Origin of the sequence: Wolbachia endosymbiont (group A) of Tromatobia lineatoria (assembly GCF_964028565.1) — a bacterium.
Lineage (GTDB): Bacteria > Pseudomonadota > Alphaproteobacteria > Rickettsiales > Anaplasmataceae > Wolbachia > Wolbachia pipientis.
This window is the reverse complement of the sequence record NZ_OZ034791.1, coordinates 409,552-429,516: the sequence shown is the minus strand read 5'-3', so window position 1 is coordinate 429,516 and position 19,965 is coordinate 409,552. Positions and strand designations below refer to the sequence as shown.

The following is a 19,965-nucleotide window of genomic DNA, read 5'->3' as shown; positions in this document are numbered from 1 at the left end:
TATGTCATTATTCAAAAATATGCAAGAAGCTTTACAGAAACTTAACATAATTTTATCATACAAATGTCATTCTTAAGTCCTATGTAAAAACAAATTTTGGCACTAATTTAATTAACTATGAGCTGGATAAATTGGAAAATAAATTTTGTTTACTTTTACAACACCTTAAGATCTAATGTCACTTTATCAATCAAAAATATTACAATAGGCTAGTATGTTCCTTACTCTTTTTCTCAAAATATTACCTATTTATATTACAATATTTATTGGTTACTTAGCAGGAAAATATCTTAAAATTGATAGAAACACTATATCTCAAATACTTTTTTATATAGCTAATCCAATAGTGATTTTATATGGAGTCTCTCATACAGAAGTTAACTTAAAAGTAATTTCTCTGCCGATTTTGATATGGTTTATAGGTAGCACTATGTCCTTATCAGTGTATTATCTTTCTTCTTTTTTATTTAAGGATAACACAAGAAACATATTAGCATTTAGCTCGGGCAGCACAAGTATGGGTTATTTTGGCCTGCCGATTGCCATGGCTTTATTTGATGAAGATTCAGTATCTGTATATGTTGTTTGTTATATAGGAATGGCGCTATTTGAAAACAGCTTAGGATTTTACATAGCTGCAAATGGTATTTATACCGCAAAAGAATGCATATTAAAGTTGTTCAAACTTCCTTCGCTTTATGCGATGGTTCTGGGCTTCTTTTTAAGTATATACGATATACAAATACCTACTTTTTTAACAGATGTTATGATGAATATTAGAAGTACATTTGTCACATTAGGAATGGTGCTACTTGGAGTGAGCATTGCGAATATTGCAAGCTTTAAAATAGATTGGAAGCTTGCTTTGATCACTATTACAGCAAAGTACGTATTCTGGCCACTGTTTGTTTTAGGAATTGTCCTTTTAGACAAGCATGTTATAGGTATATACGATGAGAGCATATATAAAGCACTGATGTTGCTGGCTATTATTCCAGTTTCTGGGTCCAGTATAATACTTGCTAATATTTTGAATTATCAACCAGATAAAGCTACTCTGTTGCTTCTAATCAGTACTGCAGTGGGACTGTTTTATGTTCCACTAATAATATCATTATTTTTTACTAAACTTGTTCCTTTTTGATCAAAAAATTAAGCGCTTGCACAACCATTATTTGGGTAACAACACAAGACATTGATAAAACTTGAATTTATAGCTAAAGCAACTTCTACAATTTGGTAACCCGTCATCCCGCTACTAGTTAGCGCCGCGGCGGTAAATTGACCTTACCCAGAAAAAGTAGAGAGAAAGTTAAGACGTTTTTGGAGTAAAATAAAACGTTTTTTCAAAATATGACAAATAGAAGAGAATATACAGCAGAATTCAAATTAGAAGCTGTTAAGCTGGTTAAAGAAACAGGTCAAGCAAGTACAAAAATAGCAAAAGATCTAGGTATAGATGGCAGTATGTTAAGTAAGAAAATATGATGGAAAAATGTCTGGAGCATACGCATTTCCAGGCAAAGGCTCCTTATGACAAAGAAAGATTTGATCTAAAAAAAGAGCTAATAAGAGAAAGAGACATCTTAAAAAAAGCCCTGGGCAAAGAAAAAGAGTAAAGTATTCTTTTATATAGAAATTGCTATAAAACACAGGAACTATGTAGGGTTTTGTACTGGTGGTATGGGTTGCTAAGGAAAAAAGCAGTAAAGAATTAGCAAAAGAAGGGCTTCTAGCAGATATTCAAAAAATACATCAAGCTTCTAAATGCAGATATGGAGCCCCTAAAATTCACGCTGAATTAAAAGCTTTAGGCAAAAATTAAAACAGTACAAAGTGTTATGCAAGAAAATGGCATTAAAGCTAAGTTTAGACGAAGGTTCAAAAATAAAAAACAGCAAATAAGCAACCGAGTTGTGGCTCCGAACACATTGGATCAAAATTTTACTACTGATCAGCCAAATAAAGTTTGGGATTACCTACATAAAAACTAAAGAAGGTTGTTGGCGGCAATAATTGACCTATATTCACGCATGGTGGTTAATGAGTAACATGATAATTAGTTATAGATTCTTTATTGATGGCCGTTGATAAACGCAAACCCGATAAAAATCTGCTGTTACATAGCGATCAAGGGTCACAGTATACCTCTCAAAATTACCAATTTCTATTGAATACAAAAAACATCATTTCCAGCATGAGCCATAAGGGCTGTTGTTACGATAACTCTGTTGCAGAAAAGTTCACTTAAAAGGGAGCTGCTTATTGATACTTCTCGCTCAACAAACCAGAACTACCATATTTGAATACATAGAAATCTTTTATAACAAATAACGTAGACATTCTACTATTAACTATTGCATTCCTGCACAATTTATTCTCATGATAAAAACGTCTTAACTTTCTCTCTACTTTTTCTGGGTAAGGTCAATTTGGGTCTGCACCATTTTTGAGTAATAGTTTTACTTCTTGTGCATTACCATCTTCTACAGCTAGGAATAATTGTTCTTCCTGTGTTTTTACGCGTGTTTCCACATTAGATATAAAAAATAACAATACTAAACATGCAATACCAATAATGCTAATATATTTTATAACTTTTCTCATAAGATATTTTACAATACTTCTAATAATATTAGATATCATCTATAAAATTAAAAAATCCATGAAAGGGGATGAAAATATGTAAAAAAGTATTATTGATTAATTAAAAACAGATTTTGATTTGATAATACTAATAAAATCGATTTATCTTAAATTTACGTTGATTTTTACCTGTTATTTTTTGTAGTTTATCCAACGTAAATTCCAGGTAAAACAAAGTCGTTATCTCCAACCGTTACAACCAACTCTCCTTCTTTAATTTTTATTTGATTAGGTGTATGGTCCCATACCATCACACTCTGGGATCATACACCTAAAGTACTCCGACACTGGGATGACACCCCGGGGTTTCTGGGATGACAAAAAAGAGCCCCCTGAGCAAAAATCTTATAGCCACTTGAATGATAATTGACTTTTTGCCTAAAATAACTAAGAAAGAAACTTCTCATCAAGATAACTTAAATATATACTAATTCTCTTATTTTTAAACGATTTCTCATCATGAATTGCACGATCAAAAACCTGAATTTGACTTGTTATAATGCTACAATTATTATTTGCAACTTCTAATACGCCACTATCAATTACAACCTTCTTTTCTGTTTGGTTACTCATTTTAACAGTAATCATACCAGGCAATAAATAAATTAAGTAAGGAGCATGGTGAGCTAAAATCATAAGCTCCCCTTCGAGCCCAGTTACTGAAAGAGAAACCACTCCACTGAATGAAATTTGATCATCAGGAGAGAAAAATTGCACTTTAAAAGTATTCATAATCTTTAACTTTTATTTAGCTTCAGCTTGTATTAATTCAGCCTTTTTTATTGCTTCATCTATATTCCCCACCATATAAAAAGCAGCCTCTGGTAAGTGATCATATTTGCCTTCAACAATCCCTTTAAAACTGGAAACAGTATCAGAAAGTGAAACAAATTTACCAGGCATGCCAGTAAATATTTCTGCAACGTGAAAAGGTTGAGAAAGAAATTTCTGAATCTTACGAGCCCTATCAACAATAATTTTATCTTCATCAGATAGCTCATCCATACCAAGTATTGCGATAATATCTTGCAGTGATTTATAAGTTTGCAATATACGTTTCACCTCAGAAGCTACATTATAATGTTCTTCACCAATGATTTCAGCAGATAAAGACTGAGAAGTTGAATCAAGTGGATCAACAGCAGGGTATATTCCCATTTCAGCTATTTGCCTTGACAACACTGTGGTTGCATCAAGGTGAGAGAATGTAGTTGCTGGGGCTGGATCAGTCAAATCGTCCGCAGGAACATATATAGCTTGCACAGAAGTAATAGAGCCAGAAGTTGTTGAAGCTATTCTTTCTTGCATTGCACCCATATCAGTTGCAAGGGTTGGCTGATAACCAACAGCTGACGGTATTCTTCCAAGTAAAGCAGAAATTTCAGAACCAGCTTGTGTAAATCTAAAGATATTATCCACAAAAAATAGAACATCTTGGTTTTCACGGTCACGAAAATACTCTGCCATAGTAAGTGCTGTTAAAGCAACTCTAGCCCTTGCTCCAGGAGGCTCATTCATCTGACCATAAACCAAAACAGCTTGAGATTTTTCATGCTCATTTATATTTATTACATTTGAAGTGATCATCTCGTGATAAAGATCGTTACCTTCACGCGTTCTCTCCCCTACCCCGGCAAACACAGAAAATCCTTTATGAGCTTTTGCTATATTATTAATTAATTCCATTATTAGGACTGTTTTACCAACACCGGCTCCACCAAATAAGCCAATTTTTCCTCCTTTAAGATAAGGTGCAAGAAGATCTATAACTTTTATTCCCGTAACTAAAACTTCTTCCTGTATTCTCTGTTCAGTAAAACTTGGAGGTGCTCTGTGTATAGGCTCTAAGTTATACTTTCCCTTCAGTGGACCACACTCATCTATAAGCTCTCCAACAACATTAAAAATCCTTCCTAAAGTTGAACGCCCAATTGGCACCGATATTGGTGCACCTGTATCAACAAATTCATCCCCCCTTGACATGCCATCTGTGCTATCCATAGCAATACAACGAACTATATTGTCACCTATATGCTGCGAAACTTCTAAAACCAGCTCCTTATCCTTATATTTTAGTTTGCTTTTTAAAGCATTAAATATTTTAGGCAATTCACCTTCAAATTTTATATCAACAACTGCTTGAGTTACCTTAATCGCTCTACCTATATTCATCTCTTTATTTTTATCACCTAACACTATAATTCCATAAAAGAACTTCTAAAGAAAATAAATTTTATATTATTAATAGAAATTTTGCAACATTAAAACGCTTACTAGTTACGCTTCATTACAAACAATGCAAATGCATTTAATAGCCAAGTAATAATAAACAATACTAAACTAAGCGCATAAGCAGCAAGAGTTTGTACACTATTGAAATCCTGATCTCCGGTAAGTAATGTAGCGATCTGCACGGTAATGGTAGTAACTGAATTAAGAGGGTTAAAAGTCAAATTTGCGTTGATTCCCACAGCCATTAGCACAATCATTGTTTCACCTATCACTCTTGAAATTGACAATAAAATTGCACTTAAAATTGTAGGCATTGCATAAGGTATTGTTATATGCCATATAGTTTCCGCTGGAGTTGCACCAAGTGCCATGAAGCCATAACGCAAGCTTTTTGGAACAGATCTTATGGCATCTTCGAGTAAAGAAATAATAAAAGGAAGAATCATTATCCCAATCGATAAACCGGCAACTAAGGCACTTTCTGAGTGTATACTTAAACCAAAAAAATTTGCTACCTGCTTTATAAAGAAAGACAAAAACACAACCGCGAAATATCCATATACAACCGTAGGAATAGCAGACAAAACTTGCAAAGTTGTATTAACAATATAACGCACTTTCTCACTCGCATATTCACTAATATATATTGCAGAAAATAAACCAAGCGGAACGACAACTAACATTGCTATAATAGTTATAAGTAATGTACCAACTAAAAGCGGCGCTATACCAAAACATCCTATCTTCTCTTCATTGATAGTGACTACATTGTGGCCCCATTTCAAGCAAAACAAGAATTCTGAAATAGCTACTTTATTAAAAAAACTAATGGATTGAATAAAAATAGACAGCATTATAAATAAAGTGATAAAAAATGATATGGCCAAAGCCACAAATAACGAAAGTTTTATTATCTTATTTCTTTTATTTTTAAAGATAAAAGCAAGCATGAAAAAAAGTAACGCTATAGAAATAAAAGTTACAAAACAATTATTATAGAATACTAACAACCAAGTTAGCATCCATACACAACTAAGATATAGATAAGATTTAACCTTATTTACTTCTTGAAACCTACTAAAACAAAATAAAAGGATTAGTAAGACAGGTATGACTATCACCGAATTCATTCTTCCATGCATCAAATTTTATTCTACGAAAATGTCATACAAGTTCACCATTATTTGACAATAAAGTAAAACAATTTAAAATAAATAATTATATTAATATAAAAACAATGAAGAGAACATTTCAACCAAAAAATTTGATAAGAAAGCGCAGACACGGATTTCGTTCACGTATGGCAACAAGAGCTGGAAGAAAAATCCTTAATAGGCGCCGTTCATTAGGGTGTAACAAATTATGCGCATAGTAAGTATAAAAAAAAAGATTTTTCTTCTGCTTTCAAAAATAAGTTAGCACTCAACAGTCTTTTTTATCGTGGGCTTTATATATCACTGTACGCTATAAAAGAAAGAGAACCTGAAAAGTACATTCATACTATTAGAGTAGGTCTGGCTATCAGTAAAAAAACCGGAAAAGCAGCAAAAAGAAATAAAATAAAAAGGCAACTACGAATGCTTGCTAAAATTAGCATTTTAAATATAAGTAATATAGGGCACTACTACATAATACTAACTCATAGAAACATTATGCAAGCAAGTTATAAAAATTTACAAAAAGATCTAACTATTTGCTTAAAAAAGATAAAATAAAAAAAAAATCTCAATTAAGGTATTTACAACTATATTTTTTATGATAATATAGGTAAAATTTTTAAAAATAGTTAATGGGTGTGGTGAATGGTAGAGCATATAAAAGAGGTAAATAACACAGGCTTTGGTCAGATGTATCAATTCTTATTTCTTCCTAAAGGAACAGGAACAGATTGGAGGTCAGCATTTCGCCAACAAGAAGAATTATTTAAAAAAGTGGGAGGTAATGTAATATTACCAGAAATCAGTAATTCTCCTTCAAAAGGGAATCAATTAGGGGAAGTAGGAACAATGCTAAATAATGTAGAAAATGACCAAGAACATATAAGAAAAAAAAGATATCGTAGTTAAAGTAAAAACTTAAAGAATAGTAACAAAACAAGAAAGTTAAAATATAAGTATACCTACTTTCTAATTAACAAAGAAATTTTTATAAACTTGGCGGCGACCTACTCTCCCTTTTCAAGTACCATCAGCGCTAAAAAGTTTCACTTCCGAGTTCGAGATGAGATCGGGTGGTTCATTTTTGCTATAGCCACCAAGTCAATAAAAATTTCTAACTTAACAATTTTAACTTAATATTTAACACTGCATACACACATATAGAAAGCAAATAAATCAATCAGGCTATTAGTACTAGTTAGCTTCACATGTTACCATGCTTCCACACCTAGCCTATCAACGTGGTAGTCTTCCACGGCCTTAATTGGGAAATCTTTTTGAAGAGGGTTTCTTGCTTATATGCTTTCAGCAATTATCCCATCTATACATAGCCACCCAGCGATGCTATTGGCATAACAGCTGGTACACCAGAGGTATATCCATCTCGGTCCTCTCGTACTAGAGTCAGACCTTCTCAAATTTCCTTCACCCACGGCAGATAGAAACCGAACTGTCTCACGACGTTCTAAACCCAACTCACGTATCACTTTAATCGGCGAACAGCCGAACCCTTGGGACCTTCTTCAGCCCCAGGATGTGATGAGTCGACATCGAGGTGCCAAACGGTGTCGTCGCTATGAACGCTCGAACACCATCAGCCTGTTATCCCCGGCGTACCTTTTATCCGTTGAGCGATGACCCTTCCATACAGAATCACCGGATCACTATGACCGACTTTCGTCTCTGCTTGGCTTGTCAGCCTCGCAGTCAGGCAAGCTTATGCCATTATACTATCAAGCTGATTTCCGACCAGCTCTAGCTTACCTTCGCACGCCTCCGTTACTTTTTAGGAGGCGACCGCCCCAGTCAAACTACCCACCATACAATGTCCTAGTTCCAGATAATGAAACATAGTTAGATATCAAAAGTGTAAAGGGTGGTATCTCAAGGTTGACTCCATTATAGCTAGCGCCATAACTTCAAAGTCTCCCACCTATCCTGCACATCACACTTTTAATAGCAATGTAAAGCTATAGTAAAGGTGCACGGGGTCTCTTCGTCTAACCGCGGGTACCCCGCATCTGCACGGGGAATTCAATTTCGCTGAAGTGATGTTGGAGACAGTGGAGAAATCGTTACGCCATTCGTGCGGGTCGGAACTTACCCGACAAGGAATTTCGCTACCTTAGGACCGTCAGTGTTACGGCCGCCGTTTACTGGGGCTTCAATTCGGAGCTTGCACCCTTCCTATTAACCTTCCAGCACCGGGCAGGCGTCAGACCCTATACTTCCACTTACGTGTTTGCAGAGTCCTGTGTTTTTAGTAAACAGTCGCTACTCCCTATTTTGTGCCACCTACTCATAGTTGCCTAAAAGCAGGTTACCCTTCTTCCGAAGTTACAGGTATAATTTGCCGAGTTCCTTCAACATCATTCTTTCAACACCTTAGTATACTCTACTCATCCACCAGTGTCGGTTTGCGGTACGGCCTCATAAATATAAGTGCTATTTCCTGGAGCTTCTTTTAAGCATAGATCAATCCAATAAGATCTATACAAATACGAAACCCGTCACACTTAAGAGGTTTAGGAATATTAACCTAATTGCCATCGACTACTCCTTTACGGACTCGCCTTAGGAACCGACTAACCCTACGCAGATTAACTTAACGTAGGAACCCTTAGATTTTTGGTGAGAGTGTTTTTCACACTCTTTTACGCTACTTATGTCAGCATTCTCACTTCCGATATCTCCAGCAGTTTTCACAAACCACCTTCACAGACTTACGGAACGCTCCGCTACCGCGCCTATTGATCGAAATCAATAAGCACTCACATCTTCGGTATACAGCTTTAGCCCCGGTACATTTTCGGCGCAGAAAAACTTATTTAGACAAGTGAGCTGTTACGCTTTCTTTAAAGGATGGCTGCTTCCAAGCCAACCTCCTAGCTGTAATGGTTTTTCTACTTCCTTCCCCACTTAGCTGTAATTTTGGGACCTTAGATAGTGATCTGGGTTGTTTCCCTCTTCACCACGGACTTAGCACCCGTAGTGTGCCTGCTGTATAATTAATTGTTGGTATTCGGAGTTTAGTTAGATTTGGTAAGACGGTGAATCCCCCTAGTCTATCCAGTGCTCTACCCCCAACAACATACATACAACGCTCTACCTAAATAGATTTCGCGGAGAACCAGCTATTTCCAAGTTTGATTGGCCTTTCACCCCTAATCACAACTCATCCAATAATGTTGCAACATTAACTGGTTCGATCCTCCAGTGTGTTTTACCACACCTTCAATCTGGTCATGACTAGATCACTTGGTTTCGGGTCTAATCCATAAAACTAAAACGCCCTATTCAGACTTGCTTTCGCTACGCCTACACCTAACGGCTTAAGCTTGCTTCATAGATTAACTCGCTGACCCATTATGCAAAAGGTACGCTGTCACTCTAAATATCAATAAATTGATATAGAGCTCCAACTGTTTGTAAGCACTTGATTTCAGATTCTATTTCACTCCCCTCCCGGGGTTCTTTTCACCTTTCCCTCACGGTACTTGTTCACTATCGGTCGTTAAGGAGTATTTAGGCTTGGAGGATGGTCCCCCCATATTCAAACAGGATTTCACGTGCCCCGCTCTACTCAAGGATTTAAAAACTTTCTACTTATACAGGACTATCACCTTCTATGGTTACTATTTCCAGAGTATTCTAATTCTTATTCTTAAATCACTAGCCTTTTCCGCTTTCGCTCGTCACTACTAACAGAATCTCGGTTGATTTCTTTTCCTTTGGCTACTTAGATATTTCAGTTCACCAAGTTTGCTTTACATACTTAGTACGTAATAACTAGCTAAACTAGTTGGGTTTCCCCATTCGGAAATCTGCGGATCAAAATTTGTTGACAATTCCCCACAGCTTATCGCAGCCTGCCACGTCCTTCATCGCCTCTTAACGCCAAGGCATCCATCAAGTGCTCTTAATAATTTATTTATCCGACTATATGCAGAATATGCAGAGTTAAATATTATTAAAATTGAATTGAGATTAAATTAATCTCTACCATAAAACTTGTCAAACATCTAAAAACTAAATTAATCTTTTATATGTTATAACCTAATAAATAATATGTCAACGCCTTTTTGCACAAAACATTTACTTATATTATCAACAACAATATACTAGCAATCCTAAACAGTATAATCTGAGAAATATGTGGTAAACTTATATATACAGTAAAAATTAATAAAAAAGATATTTTGTAAGATAAAATGTGTTAAAATCAATTGCCTAAAAATGATAATAAACATTCGGAGTATTTCTAACGTATGAAAAGTAATCTCTCTTTTATAAAAAACGTTGCTTTAAATTGTATGTCTAAGCTCATTGGCGTATTAAATATTAAGAAAGTAAAACACTTCATTGTGAATAAATATAATACTCTTCATAAAGAAATGACAGTGCTTCTTAAAAAATCTAAGAACCTGTTAAACACCAACATTGAAATCGGTTTATATCACTTTTATAAAGGTAGCATATCAGATGCAAAGTTACGATTTTGGTTAATTAGCATATTTTACCCCCATTTACCTATAGTCTGGTATAACATCGGAAGGTGTCATTTTGCGGTAGGGAATACTAACAAAGCTTATAATTATTTAACAAGGGCACTAAAATTAGATAATGACCACGAGGAGGCGTCTTACTATATAAAAAAAATGACAAACTCAGCGCCTATTACAGAATTGCCAAAAAACCTCATAAGACAATATTTTGATTACACAGGTGAATATTTTGTTGAGCATTGGTTGATTGCCAAACAATATAGAGGGCATGAACTTGTACACATGATAATTACAAAAATCTTCAACAACTCCACTTCTGAGCTCAATATACTCGACCTTAGTTGTGGAACTGGAATATGTGGTCATTTCTTGAAAATAAATAGTATTGGAAACCATATAACAGGAATTGACATTTCAAGTAGAATGCTAAATATCGCAAGAGGATGCTTTATAAAAGGTAAGCCTGTTTACAATGAATTAATACATATGGAAATGAAAGAGTTTCTTAAACAAGAGAAAAACCAGCAGTATGATGTAATTATCTTTGCTGAAGTGCTACATTATCTACATGACTTTCAAGAAGAGTTGGAATTAGCAAAAAGATCTACGAGCAAAAAAGGAGTTATTGTATGTTTAATAAGAAGAAAGGAAGGTGAAGGTATTGACTTTGTAAACAAAGGAGACTATTTTCGTCACTCAGAAAGTTATGTTCAACATGTTGCAAAAGAAATAAATATGCAAATAAGTTATATGAGTTACTGTAAAATATATGGCAGTCAGGTTGACGGTATCTTGTTTGCATTACAGCATCAACAAAAAAATCCGAAAAACCTAACTTAAAAATCGCTCAAAATGACTTTTAAGTACCTATATATAATAAAAGAATAAAAGGAACTTTATGAATAACATTACCATTAATTACGCAAAGGACAGCAAATTAACCGACTTTGGAAAAGCAGTTCTATCAGACAGGTATTTAATAGAAAATGAAAGTTATCAAGACCTCTTTGCACGTATTGCTAATTACTATTCTGATAATAAAGAACATGCGCAGCGTCTTTATGACTACATGAGCAACTTGTGGTTCATGCCTTCAACACCAATACTCAGCAATGGTGGCACTAAGAGAGGGTTACCTATCTCTTGCTTTCTTAATGAAACCGAAGACAGCTTGCAGGGAATAGTTGATCTATGGAACGAAAATGTTTGGCTTGCTGCACGTGGAGGAGGCATAGGTAGTTATTGGGGAAATTTACGCTCAATAGGCGAAAGCGTAAAGGGTAGCGGCAAAACATCAGGAATTGTTCCATTTATTGTAGTGCAAAATGCTCTAACGCTTGCAATTAGTCAGGGATCCCTAAGGCGAGGAAGTTCAGCAGTCTACCTTCCTGTATCTCATCCGGAGATAGAAGAGTTTCTAGATTTACGCAAGCCAACAGGCGGTGACCCAAATCGCAAAGCGTTAAATATACATCATGCTGTAATAGTAACAGATAAATTTATGCAGGCTGTTGAGAATGATCAAGAATGGAATTTAATAAGCCCTCACAACAATAAGGTTATTTCAACTGTAAAAGCGCGGGATATATGGATCAAAATATTAACAGCAAGAGTTGAAACTGGAGAACCTTACATTATTTTCCTTGATGCAACAAATAACAATAAGCCAGAATCTTACAAAAAGCTCAACTTAGACATCAAGATGTCAAATCTATGCAGTGAAATAACTTTAACCACAGGTTATGATCACCTGAATAAGTCACGCACTGCTGTGTGTTGTCTATCATCCGTAAACCTTGAGTACTACGAAGAATGGAAAGACAATAAACTCTTCATAGAAGATATAATGCGCTTTCTTGATAATGTATTGGAAGATTTCATAAATAAAGCACCGAATGAAATGCAGCGAGCAAAATATTCTGCAGCCAGAGAACGCAGTATTGGTCTTGGTGTGATGGGCTTTCACTCATTTTTACAAAGCAAAATGGTTCCTTTTGAATCAGTAACAGCACAACAATGGAATAAAAAAATATTTAAGTATTTACGCGAGCAAGCAGATATAGTTTCTAAAAAATTAGCAGAAGAAAAGGGAGCATGTTCTGATGCCAAAGAAGTTGATCTAATGGAAAGGTTTACACACAAACTCGCTATTGCTCCTACTGCCTCGATCTCCATTATTGCAGGTAATACCTCCCCTGGAATAGAACCATACGCAGCAAACGTATTCATACAAAAGACACTTACAGGCTCATTTGTAGTGCGAAATAAATTCTTGCAAAAACTATTAGCAGAAAAAAATCAAGACAATGATAAAATATGGTCTTCAATTTCAACAAACGAGGGTTCCGTTCAGCATTTAGATTTTCTTAGTGAGCATGAAAAATTGACATTTAAAACAGCGTACGAGCTTGACCAAAGATGGATTATAGAACATGCAAGTAATAGAACTTCGTATATTTGTCAATCTCAATCAGTAAATCTGTTCTTACCTGCCAACGTACATAAACGTTACTTGCACAAAATACACATGCTTGCTTGGAAAAAAGGATTGAAGAGCTTATATTACTGCAGATCACAATCAATGCAGAGAGCCGATAAGGTCTCGCATGACATATTCAAAAAAAGTGAAATATTGCAACAAAAAACAGATATTGACTACGATGAATGTCTGTCATGCCAATAGCGGCCTTACTCAGAAAAAGTAGAGAGAAAGTTAAGCAAATGGGTAAATAGACTTCTTGCATAACCATATAACGCACTTTTATTGGGAATAGAAACGAAAAAACTTCCTTGACAAACTCCGCCAGCCCTCTTATCATAAAATTGAAGCTATTTATTTATCTTCTCTGTACAGATTAAATGACAAAAAAACTCACGTATCTGGCGTCTCATGTTTAATTTTTTGCACTATGTGCACCTTATGTCTTTATAAAACTTCTACCTACATAAGCTGAAACGCGCTTATAAAGCGTTTAAAACATAAAAAAACGCCAACTTAAAAAATGGATAGTGAATAACTAGCTACCCTAGGGTTTCTTTTGCCTTTTTTTCTGTTTAGTAAATTTCTTAAACATTTATAGCTAAGGTTAGTTGCATTTAAAAGCAGCTGAGTCGCGGTTATTAAGCGTTTAGAATAAAAAAACGCCATACTTGAAAGTATAATGTAAGTAATTAGCCAACTACGGGGCTTCTTTTGCCTTTTTTTTCATTTGGTAAATTTCTTAAACATTTATGGCTAAACGACAATCGTCATCCCGCTACTTGTTAGCGGCCGAGATACCGCGAATGAATCGCGGTATGACGGTTCGCGGTAGCATGACGATAAAGTTTATACCTCGTCATCCCGCTGCTTGTTAGCGGGATCTCTTGTTAGCGGCTGAGATACCGCGAATGAATCGCGGTATGACGGTTCGCGGTGGTATGACGGTTCGTGGCAGCATGAAGATAATCCCGCTACTTGTTAGCAGCTGAGATACTGCGGCGGTATGACGTAGATTGCTGTCATTCCGCTACTAGTTAGCGCCGCAGCGGTATGGTGTAGGAAAATTAGCTATATAGCTAACTTGTACCACGCGTTAAAGCTTTTAAACAGGTCTTGGTTTACTTACTCCATTATTTTCTTTATTATCAGATATCATTTTAAATAATATGGAGGAGCAAATTGTCAGCAATTGCCATTATTGATTTTGGTTCACAGTTTACACAGCTTATCGCAAGACAAGTAAGAGGAATGGGTGTTTATTGTGAGATATTTCCAAGCAACATCAGTTTTGAAACAATATCAAAATTCAATGGGTTTATTCTCTCTGGAGGACCACAATCTGTAAATGATGATTGTTCTGAAACAAGTAGAGTAGTACATGAAATTATAAAACTTAATGAGGCAACAAGCGTTCCTATACTTGGAATATGCTATGGACAGCAACTCATTTGTCATTATTTTGGAGCAAAAGTAAAAGAGAGTTTCAAACAGGAGTTTGGTAGAACTAAAATCAAGATACTAAAAGAATCCCCCATTGTAAAGGATACCTGGGATGTTAATTCTGAAGTGGATGTATTAATGAACCATGCGGACAGTGTTGATACTATACCACAGGGATTTACTGTTATCGCATCAGGTGTGATAAATCAAACAATTGCAATGATTGTCAACGAACAGCGGAAGATTTACTGTACTCAGTTCCATCCTGAGGTTAAGCCCACAACAAATGGCAGTAAATTGCTCTCTAACTTCTTGGATATTGCAAATTGCAAAAGAGACTGGACAATGAAGTCGTTTATTGAGGAGCAAAAGGAAAAAATCAAAAATGTAGTAGGAGAGAAAAAAGTAATCGCTGCAGTAAGTGGTGGGGTTGATTCAAGCGTTGCAGCGGCTCTCACACATAAAGCTATAGGAAAACAATTGAACTGTATTTTTATCGATACTGGGTTGTTACGCAAGAACCAAACCATCGCTATGTTGAAAGAGATTCCGATAAATTACGTTGATAAATCAAATTTATTTTTGAGTAGGTTGAAGGGAATAACTGATCCAGAAGAAAAGCGAAAAATTATCGGTAACACTTTTATTGAAGTGTTTGAAGAAGAAGCAAAAAAAATAGGTGATGTGGATTTTTTGATGCAAGGTACCATCTACTCTGATGTAGTTGAGTCAGGGCATGCCTCAGACAACACTAGTACAATTAAGTCTCACCATAATGTTGGTGGGTTGCCAGAAAAGATGAATCTGAAGTTAGTGGAGCCTTTACGTTACCTCTTTAAAGATGAGGTAAGGCTACTTGGAAAAGAAATTGGGCTTTCAGATGAGATAATATTTCAACATCCATTTCCTGGACCCGGACTTGCAGTGAGGATTATAAGTGAAGTCGATAAAGAAAAGGTGCAAATATTGCAAGAAGTAGATGAAATATATATTAATACGATGAAAAATTACGATCTATACGATAAGATATGGCAAGCTTTTGCTGTATTATTACCAATAAAAACTGTAGGCGTTATGGGAGATGGTCGTACGTATGGATATGTTTGTGCTTTAAGGGCTGTAACATCATCTGATGGTATGACAGCCGATGCATTTCCATTTGAAGATAAGGATCAACACTTGCTAGTATTTTGGGATTTTTTACGCAATGTCGGCAGTATAATTGTTAATAATGTTCCCGGAGTAAATAGAGTTGTTTATGATATCACTTCTAAACCACCCGCAACTATTGAGTGGGAGTAAATCAAAAAGATCCCGCTGCTTGTTAGCTGGATCTAGAGATACCGCGAATGAATCGCGGTATGACGGTTAATTTTCTTTATTTTGCTTATAATTTCCACAAGCAGTGCAAACATAAATGAAGAATACAAATATCCTTTTGGTAATTCTATATGAAATCCATGAAGTATGAGGTACACACCGACAAGTAAAATAAATAAAATGGCGATTATTTTTAACCCTGGGTTAGATTTGATTAACTGGGCGGTATAACTTGATAAAAACAGCATTGCTAGCATGGAAAATGTAAATGCTGTAGCAATTATTACCATGTTATAAGTTAGTGCTATAGCAGTTAATATCGAATCAACCGAAAAAACTAAATCTATTAATATAATTTGTAGCACAACTAAAAAAAATTTTGATTTAACGTTTGCTTTCTTTTTATTTTTCTTACATACAAAGATGTCATCCCGTAACTCCATAGAGCTCTTAACAATAAGGAATAATCCCCCTGCGATCATAAGTAAATCCCTTGCTGATGCAGTGTGAAATATAGGTTTTTGCATTGACAATATAGATGATGTAAAAAATAGTATTACAAAACGCATTAATAGTGCTAATCCAAGGCCCATAAGGCGCACTCTTTCTCTCAGCGCATTTGGTACCTTATCTATTGCTAGAGAAATAAAGATTAAATTGTCTACACTAAGTATAGTTTCAAGTAGTGTAAGTGTCAGTAAAGTCCAAGCATCAGTTAGCATTTTTGTTTCAAATTCGGTTCTTCTTACTCTACAATAGATGTGTAAAAATTAAGTGACTTCACTCAGAAGTTTTATAGCAGTTCTCCAGAAAAACAGGATATATAAAGTTCAGCAGCTTCTTCTATTTTCGTTTTTGAGCAAAATCAATAATAAGAGAGTTTCTTATTTTCATGCACGCAAATAAGATAAAGCCTTATTTTCATTTTTGACTTTATTTGAAAATAATATATACTATAAAAATAGTGTGCTAGGTTGAATGAATGTATATTAAAGGATCACCATCAGGCAAAGTATTCGCTGGTTATCAGGCATTTATACCAAGCCCCTTGCCACCAAAATTTGAATGGGACAATGATTTAGTTAGTAGTCTTTAAACCCTTACTTTACTATAAGGAAAGTGGTTGAAAACTTAGGTGTCGTATTTACAACAGCCCAAAGAGCAATCGTAAAGCTTGAAGATTTAGGCATCGTTTCACAAACTTCTCAAGGAAAGAGAGATCGGGTTTATTGTGCAACTGATATTTTGAATATTCTAGAAGAACCAACTAAGATTACAGAGAACTTCGATAGCACATTGTAGCTATTGCGATGAATAAATTCAGCAAACAGCAAGCTTAAAGAGTCTGATCCAATGGACATGCTGAACAAAAAGTAAGGAGCTCCTTTTGGAGGATTATATTAACTTATTAATTAATTGCTTGACTTTTAGCAGGATTTATTATATTATTTATTAATGAGTAATGCAATCAAACCAAGGAGGATAGCATGATAAATAATTTGGATTCAATAATTCTTGGAATAAAAGATGGTGAAAAGGCGATTGAAGATTTAAGGGTTGTTCTTAAAAAAAGAAAAGAAGAAGTTATTACTACACAGACATTTAATTACGCTTTACAATGCCCACAAACTACAAAGGAAGCGATAGTACACGAAATTCTGCTTCATTTTATACAAAATCCTGGCGAGCAATCACTAGAACAAGTAATACAATACTTAGATGGAGCAATACAATCTGGGATATATGCAAAAAACAACCCAATAAGAAATCTAGATGAAGAATTTCGTACTCATATAAACTTTAAAGATGAAGAGGGAAATACATTACTACATCATGCAGTTATAGGTAATAAAACTGAAGAAATAACCACCCTGCTTGTTACATATAGTGCAAATCCTTTGATACAAAACGCGGATAATAAAATTCCTTCAGATTTAGCTCAAGGAAAAACAAAAGAAGTGCTTATGAAAAGCCCAGAACAGATAAAATCTGTAAAACCAAAAAGAAACTCCCTCTTTACTTTATGTTCTTTGGGTATAGTGTTATGAAGAAGCGCTTCTGCAGCTATAACCGAAACAATCAATGGTGCTATAAATGCCCGTTTGAAAGCATGGTTTTGGGGGAAATGGTAAAACCATTGATGGAGTTCTTTTTGGGCTACCTCGTTTAGAAGATTGTATAACCTAACCGTCCCAAGCTGAAGTGCTTCTTATCATAATAATATAGGAGGGATTTTATATGGCAGAAGCAAAAAGTAAATTAAAAACAATAAACCTTGATGCAGCAGGGATTGATATTGGCTCGACTGTACATTATGTATGTGTACCTGAAGGAAGAGATGAACAACGTATCCAAAAATTTGGGTGCTTTACAGTAGATCTACACAACTTAGCAAAGTGGTTAAAAAAGTGTCAGGTTAGAACTGTAGCCATGGAGTCAACTGGAGTATATTGGATTCCCTTATTTCAAATATTAGAATCACATAAATTTGAAGTAAAATTAGTAAATGCGCGACATGTCAAAAATGTGCCTGGTAGAAAGTCTGATGTTCAAGATTATCAATGGCTGCAACAATTGCACAGCTATGGACTGCTTCAAGGATCATTTAGACCGGATAATCAAATGTGTGTACTGCGTAGTTACGTTAGACAACGTGCTAATCTAATTGAAAATGCAGCTAAACATACTCAACGTATGCAAAAAGCGCTAATTCAAATGAATATTCAATTACACAAGGTTATTAGTCATATTACTGGGATAACTGGTATGAAAATCATTGAAGCTATAATTGAAGGCGAAAGAGATCCTGAGAAATTGGCTAAATTCAGGGATGCACGAATAAAAAATGATCAGTCTACTATAGCAAAAGCGTTAGCTGGTGATTATAGAGAGGAACACTTGTTTGTGCTAAAACAAGAATATGCAGCATATACTTTTTTTCAAGAGCAAATAACGGGATGTGATAAAAGTATAGAAAATTACTATAAAACATTTGAAACAAAGTCGAATGAGAACAGGGCATTGAATAAGACACGAAAGAGAAAACAGAAGAATAGTCCAGATTTTGCCGTAGATGAAGATTTATATCGAATAACGGGGATGGATTTTACTAGAGTTCCAGGACTTGATGTATTAAGTATACAGGCTATCATTTCAGAAACAGGTATAAATCACAATAAATGGAGGACAGAAAAGCATTTTTCTTCCTGGCTCGGATTAAGTCCTGCTAATAAAATTACAGGAGGGAAAATTATTGGAACAAGAACTCGTAAAGTTGTTAATCGTGCTGCAACTGCCTTGCGACTTGCTGCTCATTGTGTATCAAGAAGCAACACTGCACTTGGTGCATACTGCAGGAGGTTAAAGAAGCGACTAGGGATACCAAAAGCGATCACTGCTACAGCAAGGAAATTAGCATGTATTTTTTATAATATGCTAAAATATGGACAAGAATATGTAGAAAAAGGAATGAACTATTATGAAACACTCTACAAAGAGAGAGTAGTCAAAAATTTGACTAAAAAAGCAAAGGAATTTGGTTATATACTAATGAAAGAGGAGCCGATAGATGAAGAAGGTTCTTAGGAGTTTCTTAGAAGTATGAAAAAACAAGCTAATACGAAAAAAGAAAGCGCTATGGTAGGCAGTTTGGTGCCTGGCGTAATAATTGGTGGTTTTCTTGGTGTTGTACTTGGAGCTGGTGTGTGTGTTGCAGTAAGTCTTTCTGGTGGTATGATACTAGGTGTAATGATAGCATCTTCTCTTGTTGCTAGTATAGCTATTGGACTGGCCATGTATTTTTTGAGTCAAGACTATGAACAGGCTAAAGCGATAGAAAAAACTATTAGCACTGTTAGCTCTGAAATATCTGTTGATGATACAACTGTCGCAAATGGTAAAAAGGGGCCACAACTTACATAGAAAAAGCTATAGTATTTTTCAAACTAAATAATAAACCTTGTAATTAGGATATTATGGATTCCATCGTCACGCGCTGGAATGACAACTGTGTTTTTGTTTTTTTGTCATCAAATACTCCTACTCTTTATGTCATCCAAGTGTCCTGACTACTTGGATCCAAGAAATTTAATTGTTTTAAATTTTCCCCTCTATACACCTATTTAAAATTTATGTTATTCACATGTGCAATATAATCTATAATAACGTTTATCAATACAATATA

At 35.2% G+C, this 19,965-nt stretch carries 19 protein-coding genes, 2 rRNA genes and 1 pseudogene; 15 read left to right on the top strand and 7 right to left on the bottom strand.

Annotation, left to right across the window (positions count from 1 at the left end):
• Positions 1-214 precede the first annotated feature (214 nt).
• The 5 genes from ABWU48_RS02290 (at position 215) to ABWU48_RS02270 (ending at position 2,251) form a co-directional block, all read left to right on the top strand.
• On the top strand, positions 215-1,144 hold the full coding sequence (locus ABWU48_RS02290) for an AEC family transporter (protein ID WP_006279391.1): 930 nt from the start codon (positions 215-217) through the stop codon (positions 1,142-1,144).
• 209 nt (positions 1,145-1,353) lie between these two features.
• On the top strand, positions 1,354-1,488 hold the full coding sequence (locus tag ABWU48_RS02285; protein WP_007548354.1) for an IS3 family transposase: 135 nt from the start codon (positions 1,354-1,356) through the stop codon (positions 1,486-1,488).
• Positions 1,485-1,619 carry a hypothetical protein gene (locus ABWU48_RS02280; protein ID WP_007548509.1) on the top strand — a complete coding sequence of 45 codons (135 nt, stop codon included), beginning with the start codon at positions 1,485-1,487 and terminating at the stop codon, positions 1,617-1,619. Before ABWU48_RS02285 ends, ABWU48_RS02280 begins: the two co-directional genes overlap by 4 nt.
• 59 nt (positions 1,620-1,678) lie before the next feature.
• Positions 1,679-1,825: an IS3 family transposase gene (locus tag ABWU48_RS02275; protein ID WP_080717648.1), complete on the top strand. Its 147-nt coding sequence runs from the start codon at positions 1,679-1,681 to the stop codon at positions 1,823-1,825.
• Positions 1,826-2,080: 255 nt separating this feature from the next.
• Positions 2,081-2,251, top strand: coding sequence for a DDE-type integrase/transposase/recombinase (locus ABWU48_RS02270; protein ID WP_080717647.1), 171 nt, complete (start codon positions 2,081-2,083; stop codon positions 2,249-2,251).
• A gap of 176 nt (positions 2,252-2,427) precedes the next feature.
• Here the strand turns inward: ABWU48_RS02270 and ABWU48_RS02265 are convergent, their stop codons facing one another.
• From ABWU48_RS02265 to pstC, 4 genes are all read right to left on the bottom strand, one after another.
• On the bottom strand, positions 2,428-2,607 hold the full coding sequence (locus ABWU48_RS02265; RefSeq protein ID WP_223823054.1) for an ankyrin repeat domain-containing protein: 180 nt from the start codon (positions 2,605-2,607) through the stop codon (positions 2,428-2,430).
• A 426-nt stretch (positions 2,608-3,033) separates the two neighbouring features.
• On the bottom strand, positions 3,034-3,378 hold the full coding sequence (locus ABWU48_RS02260) for a F0F1 ATP synthase subunit epsilon (RefSeq protein ID WP_006279902.1): 345 nt from the start codon (positions 3,376-3,378) through the stop codon (positions 3,034-3,036).
• A 12-nt stretch (positions 3,379-3,390) separates the two neighbouring features.
• A complete protein-coding gene (gene atpD, locus ABWU48_RS02255) occupies positions 3,391-4,818 on the bottom strand; it encodes a F0F1 ATP synthase subunit beta (RefSeq protein ID WP_010962432.1) in 1,428 nt (475 codons plus the stop codon).
• 101 nt (positions 4,819-4,919) lie between these two features.
• Positions 4,920-6,008, bottom strand: a complete 1,089-nt coding sequence (pstC, locus tag ABWU48_RS02250; protein WP_038199744.1) for a phosphate ABC transporter permease subunit PstC — start codon at positions 6,006-6,008, stop codon at positions 4,920-4,922.
• Positions 6,009-6,115: 107 nt separating this feature from the next.
• Between pstC and rpmH the strand changes: the two genes are divergently transcribed.
• The 3 genes and pseudogenes from rpmH (at position 6,116) to ABWU48_RS02235 (ending at position 6,944) form a co-directional block, all read left to right on the top strand.
• A complete protein-coding gene (gene rpmH, locus ABWU48_RS02245) occupies positions 6,116-6,250 on the top strand; it encodes a 50S ribosomal protein L34 (protein WP_006279898.1) in 135 nt (44 codons plus the stop codon).
• A gap of 67 nt (positions 6,251-6,317) precedes the next feature.
• A pseudogene (gene rnpA / locus ABWU48_RS02240) lies at positions 6,318-6,593 on the top strand (ribonuclease P protein component); the annotation flags it as partial.
• Positions 6,594-6,680: 87 nt separating this feature from the next.
• Positions 6,681-6,944 (top strand): hypothetical protein, encoded by a 264-nt coding sequence (locus ABWU48_RS02235; RefSeq protein ID WP_077188558.1) that lies wholly within the window; start codon positions 6,681-6,683, stop codon positions 6,942-6,944.
• 85 nt (positions 6,945-7,029) lie between these two features.
• Here ABWU48_RS02235 and rrf read toward each other — a convergent pair.
• Together rrf and ABWU48_RS02225 are read right to left on the bottom strand one after the other, a co-directional pair.
• A 5S ribosomal RNA gene (gene rrf, locus ABWU48_RS02230) occupies positions 7,030-7,136 on the bottom strand.
• Between the two features lie 66 nt (positions 7,137-7,202).
• Positions 7,203-9,968, bottom strand: a 23S ribosomal RNA gene (locus ABWU48_RS02225).
• Between the two features lie 335 nt (positions 9,969-10,303).
• Between ABWU48_RS02225 and ABWU48_RS02220 the strand changes: the two genes are divergently transcribed.
• The 3 genes from ABWU48_RS02220 (at position 10,304) to guaA (ending at position 15,764) form a co-directional block, all read left to right on the top strand.
• Positions 10,304-11,380, top strand: a complete 1,077-nt coding sequence (locus tag ABWU48_RS02220) for a methyltransferase domain-containing protein (protein ID WP_353288464.1) — start codon at positions 10,304-10,306, stop codon at positions 11,378-11,380.
• Between the two features lie 58 nt (positions 11,381-11,438).
• The gene (locus ABWU48_RS02215) at positions 11,439-13,223 is read left to right on the top strand and encodes a ribonucleoside-diphosphate reductase subunit alpha (protein ID WP_209472729.1); all 1,785 of its coding nucleotides are present in this window, start codon (positions 11,439-11,441) and stop codon (positions 13,221-13,223) included.
• A gap of 978 nt (positions 13,224-14,201) precedes the next feature.
• Positions 14,202-15,764 (top strand): glutamine-hydrolyzing GMP synthase, encoded by a 1,563-nt coding sequence (gene guaA, locus ABWU48_RS02210; RefSeq protein WP_010962427.1) that lies wholly within the window; start codon positions 14,202-14,204, stop codon positions 15,762-15,764.
• A gap of 32 nt (positions 15,765-15,796) precedes the next feature.
• Here guaA and ABWU48_RS02205 read toward each other — a convergent pair whose 3' ends face one another.
• Positions 15,797-16,504 (bottom strand): TerC family protein, encoded by a 708-nt coding sequence (locus ABWU48_RS02205; RefSeq protein ID WP_038199715.1) that lies wholly within the window; start codon positions 16,502-16,504, stop codon positions 15,797-15,799.
• 397 nt (positions 16,505-16,901) lie between these two features.
• Between ABWU48_RS02205 and ABWU48_RS02200 the strand changes: the two genes are divergently transcribed.
• The 4 genes from ABWU48_RS02200 (at position 16,902) to ABWU48_RS02185 (ending at position 19,703) form a co-directional block, all read left to right on the top strand.
• A complete protein-coding gene (locus ABWU48_RS02200) occupies positions 16,902-17,084 on the top strand; it encodes a hypothetical protein (RefSeq protein ID WP_006279522.1) in 183 nt (60 codons plus the stop codon).
• A 185-nt stretch (positions 17,085-17,269) separates the two neighbouring features.
• Positions 17,270-17,830 (top strand): ankyrin repeat domain-containing protein, encoded by a 561-nt coding sequence (locus tag ABWU48_RS02195; protein WP_353288463.1) that lies wholly within the window; start codon positions 17,270-17,272, stop codon positions 17,828-17,830.
• A gap of 190 nt (positions 17,831-18,020) precedes the next feature.
• Entirely contained in the window at positions 18,021-19,367 is a 1,347-nt protein-coding gene (locus ABWU48_RS02190; protein WP_353288272.1) for an IS110 family transposase, read from the top strand.
• A 15-nt stretch (positions 19,368-19,382) separates the two neighbouring features.
• Positions 19,383-19,703 (top strand): hypothetical protein, encoded by a 321-nt coding sequence (locus tag ABWU48_RS02185; RefSeq protein WP_264373863.1) that lies wholly within the window; start codon positions 19,383-19,385, stop codon positions 19,701-19,703.
• Positions 19,704-19,965 lie beyond the last annotated feature (262 nt).